The organism is Sphingopyxis sp. UBA6723 (assembly GCF_002454115.1).
Taxonomy (GTDB): domain Bacteria; phylum Pseudomonadota; class Alphaproteobacteria; order Sphingomonadales; family Sphingomonadaceae; genus Sphingopyxis.
Map to the genome: position 1 here is coordinate 225,781 of NZ_DKIH01000011.1, position 19,909 is coordinate 245,689.

Annotated in this window: 21 protein-coding genes; 6 read left to right on the plus strand and 15 right to left on the minus strand. The window is 64.5% G+C overall.

Translation table 11 applies throughout. From position 1 onward, the window contains the following. Nucleotides 1-74 precede the first annotated feature (74 nt). The 7 genes from xth to B4F07_RS12125 all read right to left on the minus strand — a co-directional run bounded on the left by xth (nt 75) and on the right by B4F07_RS12125 (nt 7,209). The gene (gene xth, locus B4F07_RS12095; protein ID WP_293700325.1) at nt 75-845 is read right to left on the minus strand and encodes an exodeoxyribonuclease III; all 771 of its coding nucleotides are present in this window, start codon (nt 843-845) and stop codon (nt 75-77) included. 204 nt (nt 846-1,049) lie between these two features. Next, on the minus strand, nt 1,050-1,391 hold the full coding sequence (erpA, locus tag B4F07_RS12100; protein ID WP_293700324.1) for an iron-sulfur cluster insertion protein ErpA: 342 nt from the start codon (nt 1,389-1,391) through the stop codon (nt 1,050-1,052). Nucleotides 1,392-1,492: 101 nt separating this feature from the next. After that, nucleotides 1,493-2,194, minus strand: coding sequence for a M23 family metallopeptidase (locus B4F07_RS12105; protein WP_293700322.1), 702 nt, complete (start codon nt 2,192-2,194; stop codon nt 1,493-1,495). A 113-nt stretch (nt 2,195-2,307) separates the two neighbouring features. Beyond that, entirely contained in the window at nt 2,308-3,099 is a 792-nt protein-coding gene (locus B4F07_RS12110; RefSeq protein WP_293700321.1) for a ferritin-like domain-containing protein, read from the minus strand. Continuing rightward, nucleotides 3,100-3,567 carry a peroxiredoxin gene (locus B4F07_RS12115; protein WP_293700319.1) on the minus strand — a complete coding sequence of 156 codons (468 nt, stop codon included), beginning with the start codon at nt 3,565-3,567 and terminating at the stop codon, nt 3,100-3,102. It abuts the gene before it with no gap. Continuing rightward, nucleotides 3,564-6,269 carry a bifunctional [glutamine synthetase] adenylyltransferase/[glutamine synthetase]-adenylyl-L-tyrosine phosphorylase gene (locus B4F07_RS12120; protein ID WP_293700318.1) on the minus strand — a complete coding sequence of 902 codons (2,706 nt, stop codon included), beginning with the start codon at nt 6,267-6,269 and terminating at the stop codon, nt 3,564-3,566. The genes B4F07_RS12115 and B4F07_RS12120 overlap by 4 nt, the downstream gene beginning before the upstream one ends. Nucleotides 6,270-6,414: 145 nt before the next feature. After that, nucleotides 6,415-7,209 (minus strand): response regulator, encoded by a 795-nt coding sequence (locus tag B4F07_RS12125; protein ID WP_293700317.1) that lies wholly within the window; start codon nt 7,207-7,209, stop codon nt 6,415-6,417. A gap of 197 nt (nt 7,210-7,406) precedes the next feature. Between B4F07_RS12125 and B4F07_RS12130 the strand changes: the two genes are divergently transcribed. After that, nucleotides 7,407-7,577 (plus strand): NepR family anti-sigma factor, encoded by a 171-nt coding sequence (locus B4F07_RS12130; RefSeq protein ID WP_293700315.1) that lies wholly within the window; start codon nt 7,407-7,409, stop codon nt 7,575-7,577. Between the two features lie 2 nt (nt 7,578-7,579). On the opposite strand, the gene tgt is transcribed toward B4F07_RS12130, so the two are convergent. The 3 genes from tgt to B4F07_RS12145 form a co-directional block, all read right to left on the minus strand. Continuing rightward, a complete protein-coding gene (tgt, locus tag B4F07_RS12135; protein ID WP_293700314.1) occupies nt 7,580-8,704 on the minus strand; it encodes a tRNA guanosine(34) transglycosylase Tgt in 1,125 nt (374 codons plus the stop codon). 141 nt (nt 8,705-8,845) lie between these two features. Further along, on the minus strand, nt 8,846-9,334 hold the full coding sequence (locus B4F07_RS12140) for a hemerythrin domain-containing protein (RefSeq protein ID WP_293700312.1): 489 nt from the start codon (nt 9,332-9,334) through the stop codon (nt 8,846-8,848). 58 nt (nt 9,335-9,392) lie between these two features. After that, nucleotides 9,393-11,582 carry an EAL domain-containing protein gene (locus tag B4F07_RS12145; protein WP_293704821.1) on the minus strand — a complete coding sequence of 730 codons (2,190 nt, stop codon included), beginning with the start codon at nt 11,580-11,582 and terminating at the stop codon, nt 9,393-9,395. Nucleotides 11,583-11,620: 38 nt separating this feature from the next. Between B4F07_RS12145 and B4F07_RS17455 the strand changes: the two genes are divergently transcribed. Continuing rightward, nucleotides 11,621-12,031 carry a helix-turn-helix domain-containing protein gene (locus tag B4F07_RS17455; RefSeq protein ID WP_414711757.1) on the plus strand — a complete coding sequence of 137 codons (411 nt, stop codon included), beginning with the start codon at nt 11,621-11,623 and terminating at the stop codon, nt 12,029-12,031. Here B4F07_RS17455 and queA read toward each other — a convergent pair. From queA to B4F07_RS12170, 5 genes are all read right to left on the minus strand, one after another. Beyond that, on the minus strand, nt 11,913-12,950 hold the full coding sequence (queA, locus tag B4F07_RS12150) for a tRNA preQ1(34) S-adenosylmethionine ribosyltransferase-isomerase QueA (RefSeq protein ID WP_293700309.1): 1,038 nt from the start codon (nt 12,948-12,950) through the stop codon (nt 11,913-11,915). The genes B4F07_RS17455 and queA overlap by 119 nt on opposite strands. A 23-nt stretch (nt 12,951-12,973) precedes the next feature. Next, a complete protein-coding gene (locus tag B4F07_RS12155) occupies nt 12,974-13,777 on the minus strand; it encodes a peptidylprolyl isomerase (RefSeq protein ID WP_293700308.1) in 804 nt (267 codons plus the stop codon). An 88-nt stretch (nt 13,778-13,865) separates the two neighbouring features. Beyond that, entirely contained in the window at nt 13,866-14,372 is a 507-nt protein-coding gene (gene coaD / locus B4F07_RS12160; protein WP_293700306.1) for a pantetheine-phosphate adenylyltransferase, read from the minus strand. After that, the gene (locus B4F07_RS12165; RefSeq protein WP_414711705.1) at nt 14,372-15,226 is read right to left on the minus strand and encodes a polyprenyl synthetase family protein; all 855 of its coding nucleotides are present in this window, start codon (nt 15,224-15,226) and stop codon (nt 14,372-14,374) included. The genes coaD and B4F07_RS12165 overlap by 1 nt, the downstream gene beginning before the upstream one ends. A gap of 72 nt (nt 15,227-15,298) precedes the next feature. Continuing rightward, nucleotides 15,299-15,574: an exodeoxyribonuclease VII small subunit gene (locus B4F07_RS12170; protein WP_293700302.1), complete on the minus strand. Its 276-nt coding sequence runs from the start codon at nt 15,572-15,574 to the stop codon at nt 15,299-15,301. 133 nt (nt 15,575-15,707) lie between these two features. Here B4F07_RS12170 and B4F07_RS12175 point away from each other — a divergent pair, with 133 nt between their 5' ends. From B4F07_RS12175 to B4F07_RS12190, 4 genes are all read left to right on the plus strand, one after another. Next, entirely contained in the window at nt 15,708-16,124 is a 417-nt protein-coding gene (locus tag B4F07_RS12175) for a DUF2177 family protein (RefSeq protein WP_293700301.1), read from the plus strand. 275 nt (nt 16,125-16,399) lie between these two features. Continuing rightward, nucleotides 16,400-16,696, plus strand: a complete 297-nt coding sequence (locus B4F07_RS12180; RefSeq protein WP_293700299.1) for a hypothetical protein — start codon at nt 16,400-16,402, stop codon at nt 16,694-16,696. Between the two features lie 83 nt (nt 16,697-16,779). Then, nucleotides 16,780-19,035 carry a phosphoribosylformylglycinamidine synthase subunit PurL gene (gene purL, locus B4F07_RS12185; protein WP_293700297.1) on the plus strand — a complete coding sequence of 752 codons (2,256 nt, stop codon included), beginning with the start codon at nt 16,780-16,782 and terminating at the stop codon, nt 19,033-19,035. Between the two features lie 113 nt (nt 19,036-19,148). Continuing rightward, entirely contained in the window at nt 19,149-19,886 is a 738-nt protein-coding gene (locus B4F07_RS12190; RefSeq protein WP_293700295.1) for a DUF72 domain-containing protein, read from the plus strand. Nucleotides 19,887-19,909 lie beyond the last annotated feature (23 nt).

The following is a 19,909-nucleotide window of genomic DNA, read 5'->3' on the forward strand; positions in this document are numbered from 1 at the left end:
GCTCGATATAGCGCCGACCGGTGATGGGCTCCCGCCTTCGCGGGAGGACACAGCTTTTTCACTCCAAGTTTGATTTACGAAAGCACCGCCCACGTCGGGGCATGGTCGCTCGCTTTTTCGCGCCCCCGGTGGTCCTTGTCGACCCCGGCGTCGACCAGCCGGTCGGCGAGCGCGGGGCTGAGCAGCAGGTGATCGATGCGAAACCCGTGGTCGCGCTGCCAGCCGCCCGCCTGATAATCCCAGAAGGTCCACACCCCACCCGCCGGATGGCGGCTGCGGATCGCGTCGGTCCACCCGTCGCCGAGCAGGCGGAACCACGCGTCGCGCGATTCGGGCTGCATCAGCGCGTCGGTGGACATTGCGCGCGGATCCCATACGTCGTCGTCGTGCGGGATGACGTTGTAATCGCCGGTCAGGATCGTCGGAATTTCGCTGGCCAGCAGCACCTTGGCGCGTTCGCGCAGCCGCGCCATCCAGCGCAGCTTGTAGTCGAATTTCGGCCCCGGCTGCGGGTTGCCGTTGGGCAGGTAGATCGACGCGACGCGCAGGCCGTGGACGTCGGCTTCCAGATAGCGCGACTGCTCGTCCTCATCCTCACCCGCCAGCCCGCGCTGGGTTTCGAACGGCTGGGCGCCTTTGGCGAGGATCGCGACGCCGTTGAAGCCCTTTTGCCCGTGATAGAGGAAGCCATAACCCGCCGCCTCGATCTCCTTGGTCGGCATGGTTTCATCGCTCGATTTCAGTTCCTGAAGGCAGGCGACGTCGGGCTGCGTTTCCTCGAGCCATTCGATCAGGCGCGGCAGGCGGGCCTTGATGCCGTTGATGTTGAAGGTCGCGATTTTCATGGGGCACCTATGGCAGCAAGCCAGCGCCGATCCCAGCCCCTTCGTTACCCCAAACTTGTTTGGCAGTAATCGCTTTTGGGGGAGTATCTGTTCCCCGGCGAATGCCGGGGTCCAGGGCGCCCAAGAACAGGCGTCGCTCTATGACGCCCTGGGCCCCGGCTTTCGCCGGGGAACAGCTCTTCACTTGACCTGTAGGTGTATGTTCTAAATCGAGAAGCTGGACCCGCAGCCGCAGCCCGAGGCCGCGTTCGGATTTTCGACCTTGAACGACGATCCGCCGAGCGAATCGACAAAGTCGACGACGCAGCCGCGCACCAGATCGATGCTGACCGGATCGACGACCAGCTTCACCCCGTCGGTTTCGGTGATGATGTCGTCGGCATCGATGCCTTCGGCCAAGCCGAAGCGATAGGTGAAGCCTGAACAGCCGCCGCCATCGACCGCGAGGCGCAACGCCGCGTCAGCCTCGCCCTTGCGGTCGGCGATCCAGCGGACGCGCGCCGCGGCGGCGGGCGACAGGGTGATATCGGAAAGCTGCGTGGCCATGATCGCTAGATAGGCGCTTTACACCAAATGAAAAGGGCGCCGCGACGGTTACCCCGCCTGGCGCCCCTCCTCTCCGACCCAGGAAAGCTCGTCATTATCTCTTATTCGGGACCGCCCATCGCGACATTCTTGCCAGTGATGGCCGCGATTGCCATTTGATCCGACCGAACGAACGGCATCGGATTGACCGGCGCGCCTTCGATACGGACTTCATAATGGAGGTGGTTGCCGGTCGAACGACCGGTCGAACCGACGTAACCAAGGACGTCACCCTTTTTGACCGACTGGCCGGGGACGACGACGTAAGACGACATGTGGCCGTAGCGCGTCTGGATCGCGTTGCCATGCTCGACTTCGACATAATTGCCATAGCCGCCGAGGCGCTGAGCGCGGCCGACGATGCCGTCGGCGGTGGCGTAAATCGGGGTACCGTGCGGCGCCGGAATGTCGATGCCGTTGTGGCGGGCGACCTTGCCGGTGACGGGGTGGACGCGCATGCCATAGGAGGACGACAGTGACATCTGGTCGATCGGGCGGCGCGAGGGCACCGCAACGCCGATCGAGGCGGTCAGGCCGGTGTCGAGACGCTTCCACGCCTGGAAAATCGCACGGGCTTCGCTGTCTTCGCCGACCGAAGGAACGCCAGCGGTGAAGCTGTCGTCATCGGGTTCATCGGGAGCGATAATGCCAGCGTCGGCGCTGGTTTCAGCGGCGTGGACGGCCGGAGTGGCCAGAGCGAAACATGCTGCGGCGCAGACGATTGCGACTTGATGCAACTTCTGCGTCAGAAGAGTGTTTATCAAAATACGACCCCGCGTGTGCCATGTCGCCAAAGTCATCAAAAGGCTTTGGCGCCGGTGTTTGTTGGTTTGGACAATTGCTCGTCCCCCGCGAAGCCTGTGTGCTGCCCCAATGGTTAAGACGCAATAACAGCATAGTATTCTTGCGTTAAACCGGCGTCGTGGCGCGCCGAGTCGTTGAACGGAGCTTTGAGCGCCCCGCGAAACCGCGATTTTACGAGGGCGTGCCACGTTTGGGCGGCGTTGAATCCCCGTTCGTCGCACATCCAGCCAAACCAGACTGTGCCTGCGCGCACATGGCGAATTTCATCGTTGAAAATGCGCGATAAAATTCGCGCCGATGCTTCGTCACCGGCGTCGCGGAAGCGTGCGATCGTCGGCGGGGTGACGTCGAGCCCGCGCGCTTCGAGCACCATCGGCACAATTGCTAAGCGCGCCAGCACGTCGTCGGCGGTGACCTGCGCTGCCTCCCACAATCCCGCATGGGCTGGCAATGCCCCATAATGGCTGCCGAGCTGCCGAAGACGACGGTCGAGCAACGCGAAATGCATCGCCTCATCGGCGGCGACGCCGATCCAGTCGTCCACAAACTGGCGCGGAAATTCGTCGCCGAAGCGGCCGATCAGATCAACAGCGAGATCGATTGCGACAAATTCGATATGCGCCAGCGCGTGGAGAAGCGCGATCCGCCCGCGTTCGGAGCCGCCCTTGCCTCGGCGCGGCATCCGGTTGGGTTCGAGCAATTCGGGCGCGGCGGGCCAAGCGGGCTGATCGGGCATCGCGGTGTCACAGCGATGATCGAGCCGCCCCTGCCGCCACGCCCGCGCCAGACTGCGCGCGGCGCGGCGTTTGTCATGCGGATCCGGCGTCAGCAGGACCGCGCGCGCGGCTTCACCCAATGTTGGCATTTATAGCGCCTTTGCCGCCTCCAGCACCGCGTCGGCGTGACCCTTGACGCGCACCTTGCGCCATTCTTTGGCCAGCTTGCCGTCGGCGCCAAACAGGAAGGTCGAGCGTTCGATCCCCATATAGCTGCGGCCGTAATTCTGCTTCTCAACCCAGGTGCCGAAGGCTTCGCACACCGCGCCGTCTTCATCGGACGCGAGGCGGACGGTCAGGCCATATTTATCGCGGAACTTGCACAGCTTTGTGGGTGCATCGCGCGATACCGCGAGCACCTGCGCGTTCAGATGCGCGAATTCGGGCGCGAGGCGGGTGAAATCCTGCGCCTCGACCGTGCAGCCCGGCGTATCGGCCTTGGGGTAGAAATAGACGACCAACGGCGCACCCGCCATCGCGGCGAGATCGATCGTCGCGCCATCGGCGTCGAGAAGTTTCACCGCGGGAATGGCATCGCCCAGTTTCAGACCGCTCATTTTTCACTCTCCTGCTGCGGGCGAATCGACGCCCACCAGTCGGCAATGTCCTGCCGCGCCGCGTCGTGTGCGGCAAGCAGTTGCGGCCAGCCGGGTTCGCCGCATTGGCTCGCAACGAGCTGCCGCGCCGCCGCGGTCGGCGGCTCGCCCTCGGGCGCGGTCAGCCGCAGCATCACGAGCATCCGTGCCAGCAGGCTATGCGCTTCGCACACCCCGTCGGGCGCCAGTCCCGCCGGCTTCAGACAGCCAAGCGCGGCGGCGATATTGGGGTCGTGGCATTGGCCGCTGGCCAGTTGCGTGACCTGCATCGCAAATTCCAGATCGACGAGCCCGCCGGGGCCGCCCTTGATGTCGAGCGCGCCGTTCGCGGGTTTGTGTGCCGCGATCTTGTCGCGCATTTCGGCGGCATCGGCGGCGAGCTTGGCCGGATCGCGCGGAATCATGAGCAGTTCGGCGATGATCCGCTCGACTTCGGCGCGCGCCTCTTCCGATCCATAGACCGGCCGCGCGCGGAGCAATGCCATATGCTCCCACGTCCAGGCTTCTTCGCGCTGATAGCGTTCAAAGCTGTCGAGGGTGACGACGAGCGGCCCCTGCGCGCCCTGCGGCCGGAGCCGGGTATCGACATCGTACAGCTTGCCCGCCGCGGTCGGCACCGACATCGCCGCGGTCACCCGCTGCGCAAGGCGGTTGTAGTAGGTCGTGGCGCCGAGCGGGCGCGGCCCGTCGGATTCGGCGAGATGGTCGCCGGTGAACAGATAAATGAGGTCGAGGTCGGAGGCATGGGTCAGCGCCCGGCCCCCGAGCCGCCCGAGCGCGAGCACGACCAGCTCGCTGTCGGGAATGCATCCATGGGCGGCGACAAATTCGGCAACGGTGGCGTCGGCAAGGACACATAGCGCGGCCTCCGCGAGCTCGGAATAGCCGCCCGCAATCACCAGTGGATCGGTCGATCCGGCGACAAGCTGCACCCCATAGGCAAAGCGCCGCTCGCCGACGAGATCGCGCACCCGGTCGAGCAGACGTTCATAGTCGAGCGTCGCCAGCCCCGGCGCCCACTCCGCCAGCAGCTGTGTCTTGTCCGCGGGCGCGTCGAAGGCACGGCTGTCGATGAGCCCTTCGATCAGCTGCGCGCGCGTGCCGAGCGCATCGGCTAGCGTCGGGGCGAGCGCCAGAACGCGCGTCGCGATGCGCGCCAGCGCCGGCTGCGCCGCGAGCAGGTGAAAGAAGTTGATCGCGCTGGGCAGTCCCGCGACCAGCTTGTCAAAGCGCGTCAGCGTCGCTTGCGGGTCGGGCGCCGCGCCCAGCGCCTTGACCAGTTCAGGCAGCATCGTTTCGAGCGCATCAAGCGCCGCCGGACTACGCAGCGCGCGCAGCTTCCCGCCGCGCCACTCGGCGATTGTGCGCAGCGCCGCGTCTGGAGGGTCGAACCCCGCCGCTTGCAGCGCCGCCGCCAGACTGTCGTCGTCGCGCGGCAAGCCGGTGGTGACCGCGCGTTCGGCTACCAACCGGTCGTAACAGGCGCCGACATCGGCGGTGACGGGTTCGAGCATCGCGAGCAGCGCCGCACCGTCAGCCAGACCGTCGAGCCGCGCGACGCCGTCGAGCGCGGCGGGCTGGGTCGGCAGGCCATGCGTCTGCTGATCCTCGATCATCTGCAACCGGTGCTCGATCCGGCGCAGCGTCGCGTAATGACCCGACAGGCGTGTCGCGACCTCAGGCTCGACGCGTCCCGCCGCCGCCAGCGCCGCCAGCGCATCGACCGTCGCCGGAACGCGCAGCGACGGGTCGCGCCCGCCATAGATCAGCTGGTGGACCTGCGCGAAAAATTCGATCTCGCGGATGCCGCCGCGCCCGCGTTTCAAGTCATAGCCCGGCCCGAACGCCTGCCCCTGCGCGAAATGGTCGCGAATCCGGTCGCTCATCGCGCCGATTTCCTTGAGCTGGCGGAAATCGAGGCTGCGGCGCCAGATGAAGGGCTGGATCGCCGACAGGAACTGCTCGCCGAGCATGCGATCGCCCGCCGACGCGCGGCTGCGGATGAACGCCGCCTGCTCCCACGCCAGCGCTTCGGATTCATAATAGGAAATCGCGGCGTCCACGGGCAGCACGATCGGCGTCACTTCGGGATGCGGTCGCAGACGCAAGTCGACGCGTAGGACATGCCCGTCGCCGGTGCGCGCCGACAGGATTTCGATCATCCGCCGCGCGATTCGCACCGCCGCCTCGACCGGGTCGTCGCGCGATCGGCGCGGCAGCGTGTCGGGATCGAAGATCAGGATCGGGTCGATGTCGGACGAATAGTTGAGTTCGTGACTGCCCAGCTTGCCTAGCGCGATCACCGACAGCCCGCGCGGTTCCTCGCCCGGAACGCGCTCGGCAAAGGCGGCGGCGAGTGCGGTGTCGCACGCCTGATCGGCAAAATCGGACAGCAGTCGGGTGGTGGCTGCGACATCATGCTCGCCCGAAAGATCGCCGAGCGCGAGCAACAGCGCCATGCGGCCGCGCCATTGACGAACGGCCCGCATGATGTCGTCGTCGGCTGGCGGCGGCGCAATATGGGCGAGCGCGGCGTCGGCGCCATCGGTAAGGAAACGCGTCACATCATCTGGGTTGAGTTCGGCAAGCCGCGCCAGAAACGGTGCGTTGGCGGTGAGGCGGTCGAGCGCCGATTGGCGATGGGTAGCGTCGAGGATGGTCATCGTCAGCCGCTATCGCTCGCGCCCAATGAGGTAGCAACCCCCACTCCGTCATTGCGATCGTAGCGAAGCAATCCAGAGGTGGCGTAAACCGGTCTGGATTGCTTCGCTGCGCTCGCAATGACGATTTTGTTCGGTTCGACTGACTTTATGCCGGAACCGTGCTCTCGTCGAAGAACAGCACCTGCGAGATCGCCGCGCGCAGCGTTGCCGGCTGATATGGCTTGGTCAGCAGGAATGCGGGTTCGGGGCGATCGCCCGTCAGCAGCCGTTCGGGAAACGCAGTGATGAAGATGACCGGCACATGCAGGCCGGTCAGGATTTCCTGCACCGCCTCGATCCCCGAGCTGTTGTCGGCAAGCTGGATGTCGGCAAGCACCAGCCCCGGCTGATGCTTCTGCGCTTCGGCCACCGCTTCGCGATGCGTGGTGGCGACTGCGACGACGTCGTGACCGAGATCGCGGACGATCATTTCGATGTCCATCGCGATAATCGGTTCATCCTCGATGATTAGGATGCGGGCGCGCGTCTGGCGATCGATTTCGTCGGTCGCCTCGGCGATCAGCGTCTTCACTTCGTCGGTATCGCGGCCGATGATGCGGCCGGTATCCTCGGCGTTGAACCCCTCGACCGCGGTCAGCAGCAGCGCTTGGCGCGCCAGCGACGGAATGCGGCGCAGGCGCGCGTCAGCAATGGCGATGTCGGTAAGGTTGGCGTCGTCATCGGACGTCGCCGCGCTGGCCATCAATCCGAAATTGTCATGGACCATCCGGTAAAGCTGGATCCGCAGGTCATTGCCGGTATCGACCGCCCCCGGATTGCCCACCAATGTTTCGAGCAAACGCGCGACCAGCGCGTCGCCATTCTGCTGGCTACCCGAAATCGCCCGACCATAACGCCGCAGATACGGAAGATGCGGCGCGATCGCCTGACCCAATGACATATATTTCCCTCCTGAAACGGGACATAACCCGCCAAAAAACCAGCAAACGCGGCCCAAACCGGCGTCCGCTGACATAATTTCACCCCATGGGAACGATTTAGCCGCAAATTAGTTTCATGGGGAAGAACAAACGCGCCATTGCGGTTTGATAAATGCGCGGTTAGCAACAGGCCCCATGTTAAGCGGATGCCCCGAAAATGTCGTCTGAAACCGGTTCGCCACGCGGCGTGACGGCGGCAAAGGACGCGGAAAAGAAATCTCCCGCCAAGGGGCCGGACGTCAACGGCGCCCTGCGCCGCGCGTATGAATCGACCGTCGATGAGTCGATTCCCCAGTCGCTGCTGGATCTTTTGAGCAAACTGGACTGACCTTAGCGCTGATAGCGCGCATCAAATTCCATCTGAAAAGCCGCGAACGTGCCCGCCGCGATGGCATCGCGCATTGTCCGCATCAGCGCCTGATAAAAATGCAGATTATGCTGCGTCATCAGCATGGCGCCGAGCATTTCGCTCGACCGGACGAGGTGATGCAGATAGGCGCGCGACCAGGTCGTACACACCGGGCAATCGCATGAAGCGTCGAGCGGCGCCTGATCCTCGGCAAACTTCGCGTTGCGAATGTTGATCGGCCCGTCCCAGGTAAAGGCCTGCCCGTTGCGCCCCGATCGCGTTGGCAGCACGCAATCGAACATATCGACCCCGCGCGCGACCGCGCCGACCAGATCGTCGGGCTTGCCGACCCCCATCAGATAGCGCGGCTTGTCGGCGGGAAGCTGGGCGGGCGCATAATCGAGCACGCCGAACATCGCTTCCTGCCCCTCCCCGACCGCCAGCCCGCCGATCGCATAGCCGTCGAAACCGATATCGGTCAGCGCCGCCGCCGAGCGCGCGCGCAGCTTTTCGTCGAGCGAGCCCTGCTGGATGCCAAACAGTGCCGAACGCGCCGCATGCTCGCCGCCCGCGTCGAACCCCGCGCGACTGCGCGCCGCCCAGCGCATCGAACGCTCCATGCTCGCCTCGGCGCGCTTGGCATCGACGCCGTTCGGCGGACATTCGTCGAATGCCATCACGATGTCGCTGCCGAGCAGGCGCTGAATTTCCATCGAGCGCTCGGGGGTCAGCATATGTTTGGAACCGTCGAGGTGGCTCTTGAACGCGACCCCCTCTTCGCTTTGCTTGGTCAGCGCCGACAGGCTCATCACCTGATAGCCGCCGCTGTCGGTGAGGATCGGGCGGTCCCAGCCCATGAAATTGTGCAGTCCGCCCAGCCGCGCCATGCGTTCGGCGGTCGGGCGCAGCATCAGATGATAGGTGTTGCCAAGGATGATGTCGGCGCCACTCGCGCGTACCTCGGCGGGACGCATCGCCTTGACCGTTGCCGCGGTACCGACGGGCATGAAGGCGGGCGTACGGATTTCGCCGCGCCGCATTGCGATCGTGCCGGTGCGCGCGGCGCCGTCGGTCGCGGCAATCGAAAAGGAGAATCTGTCGGTCATCGCGCGCGCCTATGGCGGGGACGGCCGGTAAAGTCGAGGTTCTGCCTTTAGATCGTCATCCCGGCGAAGGCCGGGATCTCGATGTGGATGCCATACGCACCGGCGAGATCCCTGCCTTCGCCGGGATGACGGAAGATTGGACTATTCCTTGTCATCCTCGCTCGAAGGCTCGTCGGCGGCCGCCTTGGCCTTTTCTTTCGGCTTTTCCTTCTCAAAGATCGCCAGCAGCTCTTTCTTCTTCGCTTCGGACAGGCCTTTCTCGGCCTCGGGGAACATCTCCTCTTCCTCTTCCTCGATATGGTGGAGGTAGCGGTGCTTCATCGTGCGGAAGCGGGTCAGCCAGCCGGTCGAGGCAAAGTCCATCTCGTACAGTTCGGTCAGCAGATCGTCGATTTCCTTATGCTCGGAAACGCTATGCTGCGCATCTTCGCGCAGGTCGGGCTTCCCGAGCATCGTCGCATAGAGCGACATTTCTTCGGACGCCGCATGCGCGGTCACTTCGATGCGAAACGCCTCGAACAGCTTCTCGCGCTCGGGGCTGTCGCCTTTTGTCTCGTCGATCTGATCGAGCAGCTTGCGGTGGCGGTCATGATCGGCCTTCAGCCGCGCAAAGATTTTCGTGTCAGCCATGGTCTTCTCCTGTTTGGGAGCAGAACGGGCGATCGCGCGGACGGTTCCACGCCTCTGATCAGGGGGCTTTCCAGTCGTTCGTCGTCGTAAACATCGGCAGCGCCATCGCGGCGGTCGATTGCGTCGCGGCGGCGATCAGATAGGGCGACACGCGGTGCCTTGTACACAGCCCGCCATTGCCATCGCTGACCATCGTCTGTTCGAATTCGATGCCCTGCTGGTGCTTCATCGATCGGCGCACGGTGGCGGTGACGAGCTGTCCCTCGCCGAAATCGACAACAAATTGGGTGCCGAGCGGGACATCCAATATCCCCTCGATAAAGGCGCCGGTCGACGACAGATTGCGGATGACGACATCATAGCGATGATTGTCATGGATCGCGCCGACCTTGCGGAACAGCGAGACACGGTCGTTGCGCTGGCGGGCCGGGCCAGCGGGCTTGATCATCCACGACCCGGCCTCGGCATGGTCGAGCAGTTCGGCATGGAGAACGGGTTTGCTGTACACATAACCCTGCACATGGCTGACGTTGAGTTTGCGGATCAGGTCAAGCTGGTCGAGCGATTCGATACCTTCGGCGGTTGTTTCCATCTCCAGCGCTTCGGCCAGGGCGACGATCGCGGCAATGATCGCGCTGTTACGCGACCCCGGCTCGGTCGCCCCGCGCACGAAACTTTGGTCGATCTTGATCTTGTCGAACGGCGCCGTCTGCAAATAGCTGAGCGACGAATAGCCGGTGCCGAAATCGTCGAGCGCCAGCCGCACGCCCAAACCCTTGAGCGCCTTGAACATCTTGCCGGTATCGGCCGAATCGCCCAGAAACACGCTTTCGGTGATTTCCAGCTCAAGCCGGTCGGGCGCGAGCCCGGTCGTCGCCAGCGCGCTGGCAACAATTTTCGGCAGATCCTCGTTGGCAAACTGGATCGGCGAGACATTGACCGCCACGCGCATGTCGCCCGGCCATTTGACCGCGTCCTCGCACGCGCGCCGCAACACCCATTCGCCGATCGACCAGATCAGATTGGCTTCCTCGGCAATCGGGATGAACACGGCGGGCGAGATCACCCCGCGCTCGGGATGCGTCCAGCGCACCAGCGCCTCGACCCCCGTGACCAGGTTCGATTTGGAATTGACGACAGGCTGATACCGCAAGTCCATCTCGCCGCGCACCAGCGCGTCGCGCAGATCGCCTTCCAATGCGCGACGGATTTCGGCCGCCTGATGCAGGTCGCTGGAGTAAAAACTGAACCGTCCGCGCCCGTTACCCTTCGCCGCATACAGCGCGAGATCCGCGTTTCGGACCAGATCGTCGCTGCTCAGGCCATCAAACGGCGCGATCGCGACCCCGACCGAGGCGCCGATGATGCAGCGGCTGCCCTCGACCGAATAGGGTTGCGACAGGCTGTTGATGATGTCGGCGGCCATGTCGCCGAGCTTCCCGCGGTCTTCGAGATCGGGAAGGATGATCTGGAATTCGTCACCGCCCAGGCGGCTCACCATTTCCTTGTCCCCGACGATCTTCAACAGCCGCTGCGCAACCTGTTTGAGCAACGCGTCGCCCGCCGGATGGCCGAGCGTGTCGTTGACCTGTTTGAAGCGGTCGAGATCGAGCAGCATGATGGCGCACGAGCGCTGCTGCTGCGCAAAGGTCGACAGCGTCGTGTCGAGCTTTTTTGAAATGTTGAACCGGTTGGCCAGCCCGGTCAGCGAGTCATAAAGCGCTAGGCGCGAGGCATCTTCGGCGGATCGCCGCTGCGCGGTGATGTCGGTCCCGCTGCCGCGATAGCCGGTAAATTTGCCGCTGCCGTCGAAGTGCGGCCGCCCCGAAATCGCCCACCAGCGATCGTCGCCTTCGAACGCGCTGCGCAAGGGCAGATCGTCGAATTTCGACTGCTTGGTCAGGAGGAAAGGCAAGGTCCGCTGGCGCTCGCCATGACTGTCGACCGGCAGGAACAGCTCGGTAAATATCGTTCCGAGCAGCTGGTCGCTCGGCCGGCCCATCAGCCGCGCGACCGAATCGGTGATATAGGTCAGCCGCCCCTTGGCATCGGTGGACCAGAACCAGCCTTGGCCGCTTTCTTCATAATTTTGAAGCAGGAGCAGCGCCTCGCGCGTGTGCAGGTTCGGCGCGGCATCGCCGCGCGGTTTGCCGATCCGCGCTCCGATCAAGCCGAAAAAGCCCTTCTGGCCTTCCTCGACAGTCTCATCCTCCCGCTCGCCGGACATGATCCGCGATGGTATTTCCATCAAATCAATCTCTTGCTGATCCCCACGCTGCGACCGCTATGCGCGGAAGGGATTGCGATAGTGTAAATAAGACGGGAACCACGCCAGCGGTGCACGCGCAAATCGCGGCGCAATTATGCGCCTTGGTCAGCGCCGATTGCGTCGACGCTGTCATATTGGGCGCGCCTGCAACTGAAAGTTTGGGCGACCGGCTCCACCGGTTCCGCACCGCAAGGCGGTTGACGCTGGGTCATATTGGCATCGAATTGGCGATGAGCGAACAGTCGATATCGGCGTGGGAGCAAGGCAAAGCGCGCCCCAAGCCGCGCCGCGCCAACGGCGACGATCAGCCTATGCCGCGCGGTCAGGGAGCAGCAAGCTGGCGTCGCCATAGCTGTAAAAGCGGTAATCGCGCGCGATCGCATGGGCATAGGCCGCCTGCATCGTCTCCAACCCCATCAGCGCGCTGACCAGCATGAACAGGGTCGAGCGCGGCAGGTGGAAATTGGTCATCAACCCGTCGATCGCCTTGAATCGGTAGCCGGGGGTGATGAAGATCGCGGTGTCGCCCGCGAACGCGACGATCGTACCGTCGTCCTGCGCCGCGCTTTCGAGCAGCCGCAGGCTGGTGGTGCCGACTGCGATGATCCGGCCACCCGCAGCGCGCACCGCGTTCAGTCGCGCTGCGGTATCAGCCTCGATCCGTCCCCATTCGGCGTGCATCACATGGTCTTTGGTGTCGTCGGCCTTCACCGGCAGGAAGGTGCCAGCGCCGACGTGCAGGGTCAGCGTCTCGGTCGCGACGCCTGCCTCCGTCAGCGCGGCGAGCAGGCGCGGTGTGAAGTGCAGTGCCGCGGTCGGCGCCGCGACGGCACCATCCTTCGCCGCGAACATCGTTTGGTAATCGGAACGGTCGTCGTCATCGGTCGCCCGCTTGCCCGCGATATAGGGCGGCAGCGGCATCGTGCCGGCGCGTTCGAGCAGGACCTCGACGGGTTCGTCGCCTACGAACGCCAGGATCAAGCTGCCGTCGGCCAGCCGTTCTTCGGCCAGCGCGGATACGCCCGACCCGAAATCCACCGTCTCGCCGACGCGCAGCCGTTTGGCGTTGCGGACGAACGCCTGCCATCGGCGAAGGTCGATCCGCTTGTGGAGCGTGGCGCCGATCCTGGCGTCCCCGCGCCGCCCCTCCAATTGTGCCGGGATCACGCGCGTATCGTTGAACACCAGGCAGTCGCCGGGGCGCAGCCATGCGGGCAGGTCACCCACCCCCGCATCGACGATCCTGTCGCCATCGACCACCAGCATCCGCGCCGCATCGCGCGGTCGCGCCGGGCGCAGCGCGATCCGTTCGTTCGGCAGATCAAAATCGAAGGCGTCGACGCGCATGAAGGTTCGCGTCGCTGAACGGTTTAGCGGATCGGCGCGTTGAGCTGGTCGGCGGTGATTTCGGCGGCGGGCGCGGGTGCCGGAACCGCTTCGACCAGAGCCGACGCCGGGGGGACCGGCTTGTTGTCGGCAGCGACCGAAACCTGGACCATACGCGACATCACCGCGGGCGGCTCTCCCTTCTGGATCGCATCGACATATTGCATGCCCGACACGACGCGGCCGAACGCCGTGTAGCGGCGGTCGAGCGCGAAACGCGGTTGGAGCATGATGAAGAACTGGCTGTTCGCGCTGTCTTCATTCTCGGCGCGCGCCATCGACAATGTGCCGCGCAGATGCGGGGTCACATTGAATTCGGCCTTGAGGTCGGGCAGCTGCGAGCCGCCCTGCCCGGTCGCAGTCGGATCGCCGGTCTGCGCCATGAAGCCGTCGATCACGCGGTGGAACTTGATCCCGTCATAAAAGCCCGCGCGGGCCAGCTGCTTCAGCCGTTCGACGTGCGCCGGGGCGACATTGGGATAGAGCTGGATCACGACCCGGCCACCCGTCGAAAGGTCGAGGTTGAGCATATATTCGGGATTGTTGATGTACTGCTCGGGCGTCATCGTCGGCACCGCGGCGGCGGCGGCGGGAGCAGCTTCGGTCGCCGCAGGGGCTTCGGCGGCGGGCGGGGTTTCGACCGGCGGCACGGGCGTTTCGACCGGCGGGACGGGCTGGACCGTTTCGGGCATCGGATTCGGCGCCGGCGGCGCTTCCTGCGCGAAGACCGACGCCGCGAGACCGAACGCCATCGCCGAAAGGATCATGGGGCGGAAGGAAAATGTCATGCTGGATCGGCCTCTGTCAAAAAATCGGATTTGCGCCCCATCGTTGGCGCGCCCTAGCGGGAAAAAGCTGAACGCTCAATGATCGGTATCAGCGATCGCCCTGCAGCAACCCGCGCTCGGCGATCCGCGTCACCACGGCGTCGCGCACCGCTGGCGTCACGAATTTCTGGATGTCGCCGCCAAAGATCGCGATCTCCTTGACCAGCCGCGATGCGATCGGCTGAAGACTGACGTCCGCCATCAAAAAGACGGTTTCGACACGGGCGTTGAGCTGGCGGTTCATGCCCGTCAGTTGATACTCATATTCGAAATCGGTGACGCCGCGGATGCCGCGGACGACGATCGACGCACCCTGCGCGTCAGCGAAGTCCATCAGCAGCGAATTGAAACCGACAACCTCGATATTCCCCTCGATCCCCGCGACTTCGGCCTTGACCATCGCGATCCGCTCGTCGTCGTCGAACAAGGGCGATTTCGCAATGTTGGTGGTCACCCCGATGATCAGCCGGTCGACCAGCTTGGCGCCGCGGCGGATGATGTCCATATGGCCCAGCGTGATCGGGTCGAAGGTTCCGGGATAGACCCCAATGCGCATCAACGGTCCCTTTCCACGACATAGCGGGCGATGGCGCGCAGCAGCGTCGCCTCGTCACCAAAGCTCGCCAGATGCCCGATGGCCTGATCGACCAAAGCCGTCGCCTGTTCACGCGCGCGCTCCAGCCCCATCAGCGTGACAAAGGTCCCCTTGCCCGCCGCCGCGTCCTTGTGGAGCGCCTTGCCCGCCAGCGCCTCGTCGCCTTCGACATCCATGATGTCGTCAGCGATCTGGAACGCCAGGCCGATATCGCGGGCATAGGCGCGCAGCGCGGTGCGTCCCTCGGGCGGGATGCGCGCCAGGATCGCGCCGGCTTCGACCGAAAAGGCGATCAGCGCCCCGGTCTTGAGCTGTTGCAGCCGCGTCACCGTCGGCAGGTCGAAATTCGCTGTCTCGGCGGCCAGGTCCATCATCTGGCCGCCTGCCATGCCCGCCGGTCCCGCCGCACGCGCGAGTTCGCAGCAGAGTTCGCCGCGCACAAACGGGTCGCTGCTCGTCGCCGGGTCGCACAGCCATTCGAACGCCAGCGCGTGGAGCGAATCGCCCGCGAGCACCGCGGTCGCTTCGTCGAACGCCTTGTGCACGGTCGGCTTGCCGCGGCGCAGATCATCGTCGTCCATGCACGGCAGATCGTCGTGGATCAGCGAATAGACATGCATGGCCTCGACCGCCGCGCCGACGCGCAGGCTGAGCCCGCGATCGACATGAAACAGGTCGCCAGCGGCGCGGACGAGCAGCGGGCGCAGCCGCTTGCCGCCCGCGATCGCGGCGTGGCGCATCGCTTCATACAGCGGCGCGCGGGGGTCATTGGGGACGGGCAACAGCTGATCATAGAGCCGGTCGATGCCCGCCATCACCTCGGCCTGCGTGCTCAGCAGCAATTGTGTTCCGCTCGAAAGATCGTCGCTCGTCGATGCCATGATCGCTCAGCTTTCGCCAAACGGGGTGGTTCCCGTCGGCCGCCCGTCGGCCCCCAGGCTCACCTGTTCGATGCGGGCCTGCGCCGCGGCGAGCCGCGCCTCGCAATGCCCACGCAGCGCATGACCGCGTTCATAGAGCGCCACCGATTCCTCCAGGCTGACATCGCCGCTTTCCAGCCGCCGTACGATCGTTTCGAGCTCGCCCATCGCGGCTTCGAACGACAGCGCGGTGATCGCAGGGTCGGGCGCGAGCGCAGCAGCGGTTTCGGGGGTATCCGTCATCCCCATGCTTTGGCCCGTTCGCCCCCCAATGGTCAAGTGCGGTCAAGCTTGACGTCGCACCCGGTACGCTTACGCTTGCTTTCCTATCTTCGGCCGGGACATTCGTCGGCCGGTCGCCACAAGAGGCCCAGCCATGACCTTGCAAACCATCGCCGCCTATTTTGCTACCGCCATCATCTTTGGCATCCTCGACGCGATCTGGCTGCGCACGATGCTGCTCAAAGTCTATCGTCCCGAAATCGGCGCGCTGCTGATGGACGGCTGGCGCCCTGCCCCGGCGCTGATCTTTTATGCGCTCTATATGCTGGGCATCCAGATTTTTGCCGTCGCGCCCGCGCTGGCCGCGGGCAAATGGCAGGTCGCGGCGCAGTGGGGGGCGATGTTCGGATTCTTCTGCTACATGACTTACGACCTGACCAACCATGCGACGATGAAAATCTGGTCGACCAAGGTTACGCTGCTCGACATCGCGTGGGGAACGCTGGCGACGGGATTTGCGGCAGGCGCCGCGGCGTGGCTGGTGCTGACCCTGCCTCCGCGCACGGCGTAGCCCCGCTTACCCTTCAGGCCTTTCCTGGACCCCGGCGAAAGCCGGGGTCCAGGGCTGGAACGCGCAACGGTAGCGCACGGGCGCTCTGGACCCCGGCTTTCGCCGGGGAGCAGCTCCCCACTTGCCTCGACAAGACAAGCGCCAACCTACTTCACTTTCGACAATCACGATTCCGCTTTTTGCAATTGCCGCGTGCCGCGCGGCCAATCATGCTGCAATGCACAAGAGAGAGGGGCTAAAGGCAAGTTTTGTTCTGGTAAACAAGGACTTGCATCATGAAAAAGATCATTCTCCCCATTCTGGCGCTGTTCGCCGCCGTTCCCGCCATCGCCCATGCCGAAGACGCCGCCACGCAGCGGTTCGAGCATAAAGGCAGCAGCTACAGCTACACCGTGACGCAGGTCGGCGACGTCCGCGTGATCAGCGGCGTCGAGGAACGCACCGGCAAGCCCTTCACCCTGCGCGTCGGCACCCACCGCGTCCGCGGCACCGTCGGGTCGCAGCAGGTCAGCTTTCCGCTTCGCGACGTGGAACCTTTGACCAAGCCCGCCACCATCCTCGCTTCGCGCTGACACGGACCCAAACACAGACCCCGTGGTGCTTTTTGGCATCATGGGGTCTGTTCGTTTTGCGCCTGTACCGCTAAAGGCGCGCCATGACTCAGACCGCAACCGTGCCCGCCTCCGTCATCACCCCCGAGATCGTGGCTGAACACGGCCTCTCGCCGGAAGAATATGAGCGCGTCCTCGCCGCGCTTGCGCGCGAGCCGAACCTGGTCGAACTTGGCATCTTCTCGGTCATGTGGTCCGAGCATTGCAGCTACAAAAGCTCGCGCCTGCACCTGAAAAAACTGCCGACCGAGGCGCCATGGGTGATCTGCGGCCCCGGCGAGAATGCCGGCGTCATCGACATCGGCGAGGGGCCGGACGGCAAGAAGCTCGCCGCGATCTTCAAGATGGAGAGCCATAACCACCCGTCGTACATCGAGCCCTATCAGGGCGCGGCGACCGGCGTCGGCGGCATCCTGCGCGACGTGTTCACCATGGGCGCGCGCCCGGTCGCGAACCTCAACGCGCTGCGTTTCGGCCGCCCCGACCATCCGAAGATGAAACACCTCATCTCGGGCGTCGTCCATGGCATCGGCGGCTACGGCAATTGCGTCGGCGTCCCCACGGTTGGCGGCGAGGTCAATTTCCACAAGGCCTATGACGGCAATATCCTGGTCAACGCGATGACCGTCGGCGTCGCCGAGCAGGACAAGATCTTTTACTCGGCGGCCAGCGGCGTCGGCAATCCGATCGTCTATGTCGGATCCAAGACCGGCCGCGACGGCATCCATGGCGCAACGATGGCATCGGCCGACTTTGGCGAGGATGCCGAGGAAAAGCGCCCGACGGTTCAGGTCGGCGATCCGTTCACCGAGAAATTGCTGATCGAGGCGTGCCTCGAGCTGATGGCGTCGGACGCGATCGTCGCGATTCAGGACATGGGCGCCGCGGGCCTCACCTCGTCGTCGGTCGAAATGGCGTCGAAGGGCGGCGTCGGCCTCCACCTCAAGATGGACGATGTGCCGCAGCGCGAAACCGGCATGACGGCGTATGAAATGATGCTGTCCGAATCGCAGGAACGCATGCTGATGGTGCTGAAGCCCGGCCGCGAGGATTTCGCCGCCGCGATCTTCCACAAATGGGAACTCGATTTTGCGGTGATCGGCACCGTCACCGACACCGGCCGCATGGTGCTGGAACATCATGGCGAGATCGTCTGCGACATCCCGCTCGCGCCGCTCGCCGACGACGCGCCGCTCTACGACCGCCCGCATGTGCCGACGCCGAAGCAACCCCCGCTGACCAACGTCCCCGAGACGAAGGACGTCGCGGCCGACCTCAAGACGCTGATGGGCACCCCCGACATCGCCAGCCGCCGCTGGATCTGGGAACAATATGACAGCCAGGTCGGCGCCGACACGGTGCAGTCCGGCGGCGACGCCGCGCTCGTCCGCATCCACGGCACCAACCGCGCGCTCGCGATGAGCACGGACTGCACCCCGCGCTATTGCTACGCGGATCCCGTCGAGGGCGGCAAACAGGCGGTCGCCGAAACCTGGCGCAACATCAGCGCAGTCGGCGCGACCCCGCTCGCGATCACCAACTGCCTGAACTTCGCCAACCCGCAGCGCCCCGAAATCATGGGCCAGATCGTCGGCTGCCTCGACGGCATGGCGCAGGCGTGCCGCGCGCTCGACTACCCGATCGTGTCGGGCAACGTCAGCCTTTACAACGAGTCCAAGGCGACCGGCGGCGGCAGCGCGATCCTGCCCACCCCCGCAATCGGCGGCGTCGGCGTGATTGAAGATCTGAACAAGGCGGTCGGCATCGGCTTCAAGCGCACCGGCGACATCGTGCTGGCGGTCGGCGAACGTGCCGGGCATCTTGGCCAGTCGATCTGGCTGCGCGAAATCCACGGCCGCGAAGAAGGTCCGCCGCCCGAAGTAAACCTCCGCTGCGAAAAGCGCACCGGCGACTTCATCCGCGGCGCAATCAACGCCGGCTGGATTACCGCCTGCCATGACGTGTCGGACGGCGGCATCGCGGTGACGCTCGCCGAAATGGCGCTGAAATCGAACATCGGCGTGCTGGTGAGCGAAGAACAGCCGTTCGGCATCGCGGAAAGCTTCTTCGGCGAGGATCAGGGGCTTTATCTCGTCACCGTCTGCGACACCTGCCTCGCCGACTTCCTTGACGCGGCGGGCCGCGCCGACGTGCCGGTCGATCCGCTCGGTCGGACGATCAAGGATCGTATTGTGTTCGAGCTGCCCGATAGCGATCATGAGGTGACGCTCGCGGAACTGCGCGAGGCGCATGAGGGGTTTTTTCCGGCGTTGATGGGCGCCGACGCGGCTTTGGCGTAACAACCCCACCCCGTCATTCCGGCGAAGGCCGGAATCTCGCCGGAGCGGCAAAACGCGACGATGAGATCCCGGCCTTCGCCGGGATGACAATAAGAGGTGGAGGAGACGGCCTTATGAGCATCCACATCGGCGTCGGCGGCTGGACCTTCGACCCATGGCGCGGTACCTTCTACCCGCCCAAACACCCGCAAAAGCGCGAGCTCGAATATGCCGGCCAGCATCTGACCGGGATCGAGATCAACGGCACCTATTACAGCAGCCAGAAGCCAGAGACGTTCGCGAGTTGGGCCGCATCGGTCCCCGACGGCTTCAAATTCAGCGTCAAGGCGTCACGCTTCACCACCAACCGCAAAGTGCTTGCGGAAGGCGCCGGATCAATCGAAAAATTCCTCACGCAGGGGCTAACGCGCCTCGGCGACCGGCTCGGACCGATCCACTGGCAGTTCATGGCGACGAAGAAATTCGTGCCTGACGACTTCGCGAGTTTTCTCGACTTACTTCCCGACACGCAGGACGGCCTGAAGCTGCGCCACGCGATCGAGGTGCGGCACGAAAGCTTCCGCGACCCGGTGTTTGTCGACATGCTGCGCGAGCGCAACATGGCGATCGTCTACGCCGACAGCGACGAATTCCCGCGCATCGACGAACAGACCGCCGACTTCACCTACGCGCGGCTCCAGCGCAGCGAGGAAGATGTCGCAACCGGCTATGACGACAAGGCGCTCGACCATTGGGCCACGCAAGCGCGCGATTGGGCCAAGGGCGACCGCGATGTGTTCCTATTCTTCATTTCGGGCGCGAAAGTCCGCAATCCGGCCGCGGCGCAGGCGCTGATCGCGAAGCTAAAATAGATCCTCCCTGTCGCGTAGCGATG

Coding starts and splice junctions, on each gene's coding strand:
- xth (WP_293700325.1), bottom strand. CDS start 845: ATGAAAATCGCGACCTTCAACATCAACGGCATCAAGGCCCGCCTGCCG.
- erpA (WP_293700324.1), bottom strand. CDS start 1,391: ATGGCCACGCAGCTTTCCGATATCACCCTGTCGCCCGCCGCCGCGGCG.
- B4F07_RS12110 (WP_293700321.1), bottom strand. CDS start 3,099: ATGCCAACATTGGGTGAAGCCGCGCGCGCGGTCCTGCTGACGCCGGAT.
- B4F07_RS12115 (WP_293700319.1), bottom strand. CDS start 3,567: ATGAGCGGTCTGAAACTGGGCGATGCCATTCCCGCGGTGAAACTTCTC.
- B4F07_RS12120 (WP_293700318.1), bottom strand. CDS start 6,269: ATGACCATCCTCGACGCTACCCATCGCCAATCGGCGCTCGACCGCCTC.
- B4F07_RS12125 (WP_293700317.1), bottom strand. CDS start 7,209: ATGTCATTGGGTCAGGCGATCGCGCCGCATCTTCCGTATCTGCGGCGT.
- B4F07_RS12130 (WP_293700315.1), top strand. CDS start 7,407: ATGTCGTCTGAAACCGGTTCGCCACGCGGCGTGACGGCGGCAAAGGAC.
- tgt (WP_293700314.1), bottom strand. CDS start 8,704: ATGACCGACAGATTCTCCTTTTCGATTGCCGCGACCGACGGCGCCGCG.
- B4F07_RS12140 (WP_293700312.1), bottom strand. CDS start 9,334: ATGGCTGACACGAAAATCTTTGCGCGGCTGAAGGCCGATCATGACCGC.
- B4F07_RS12145 (WP_293704821.1), bottom strand. CDS start 11,582: ATGGAAATACCATCGCGGATCATGTCCGGCGAGCGGGAGGATGAGACT.
- B4F07_RS17455 (WP_414711757.1), top strand. CDS start 11,621: ATGCGCGGAAGGGATTGCGATAGTGTAAATAAGACGGGAACCACGCCA.
- queA (WP_293700309.1), bottom strand. CDS start 12,950: ATGCGCGTCGACGCCTTCGATTTTGATCTGCCGAACGAACGGATCGCG.
- B4F07_RS12155 (WP_293700308.1), bottom strand. CDS start 13,777: ATGACATTTTCCTTCCGCCCCATGATCCTTTCGGCGATGGCGTTCGGT.
- coaD (WP_293700306.1), bottom strand. CDS start 14,372: ATGCGCATTGGGGTCTATCCCGGAACCTTCGACCCGATCACGCTGGGC.
- B4F07_RS12165 (WP_414711705.1), bottom strand. CDS start 15,226: ATGGCGGGCATCGACCGGCTCTATGATCAGCTGTTGCCCGTCCCCAAT.
- B4F07_RS12170 (WP_293700302.1), bottom strand. CDS start 15,574: ATGACGGATACCCCCGAAACCGCTGCTGCGCTCGCGCCCGACCCTGCG.
- B4F07_RS12175 (WP_293700301.1), top strand. CDS start 15,708: ATGACCTTGCAAACCATCGCCGCCTATTTTGCTACCGCCATCATCTTT.
- B4F07_RS12180 (WP_293700299.1), top strand. CDS start 16,400: ATGAAAAAGATCATTCTCCCCATTCTGGCGCTGTTCGCCGCCGTTCCC.
- purL (WP_293700297.1), top strand. CDS start 16,780: ATGACTCAGACCGCAACCGTGCCCGCCTCCGTCATCACCCCCGAGATC.
- B4F07_RS12190 (WP_293700295.1), top strand. CDS start 19,149: ATGAGCATCCACATCGGCGTCGGCGGCTGGACCTTCGACCCATGGCGC.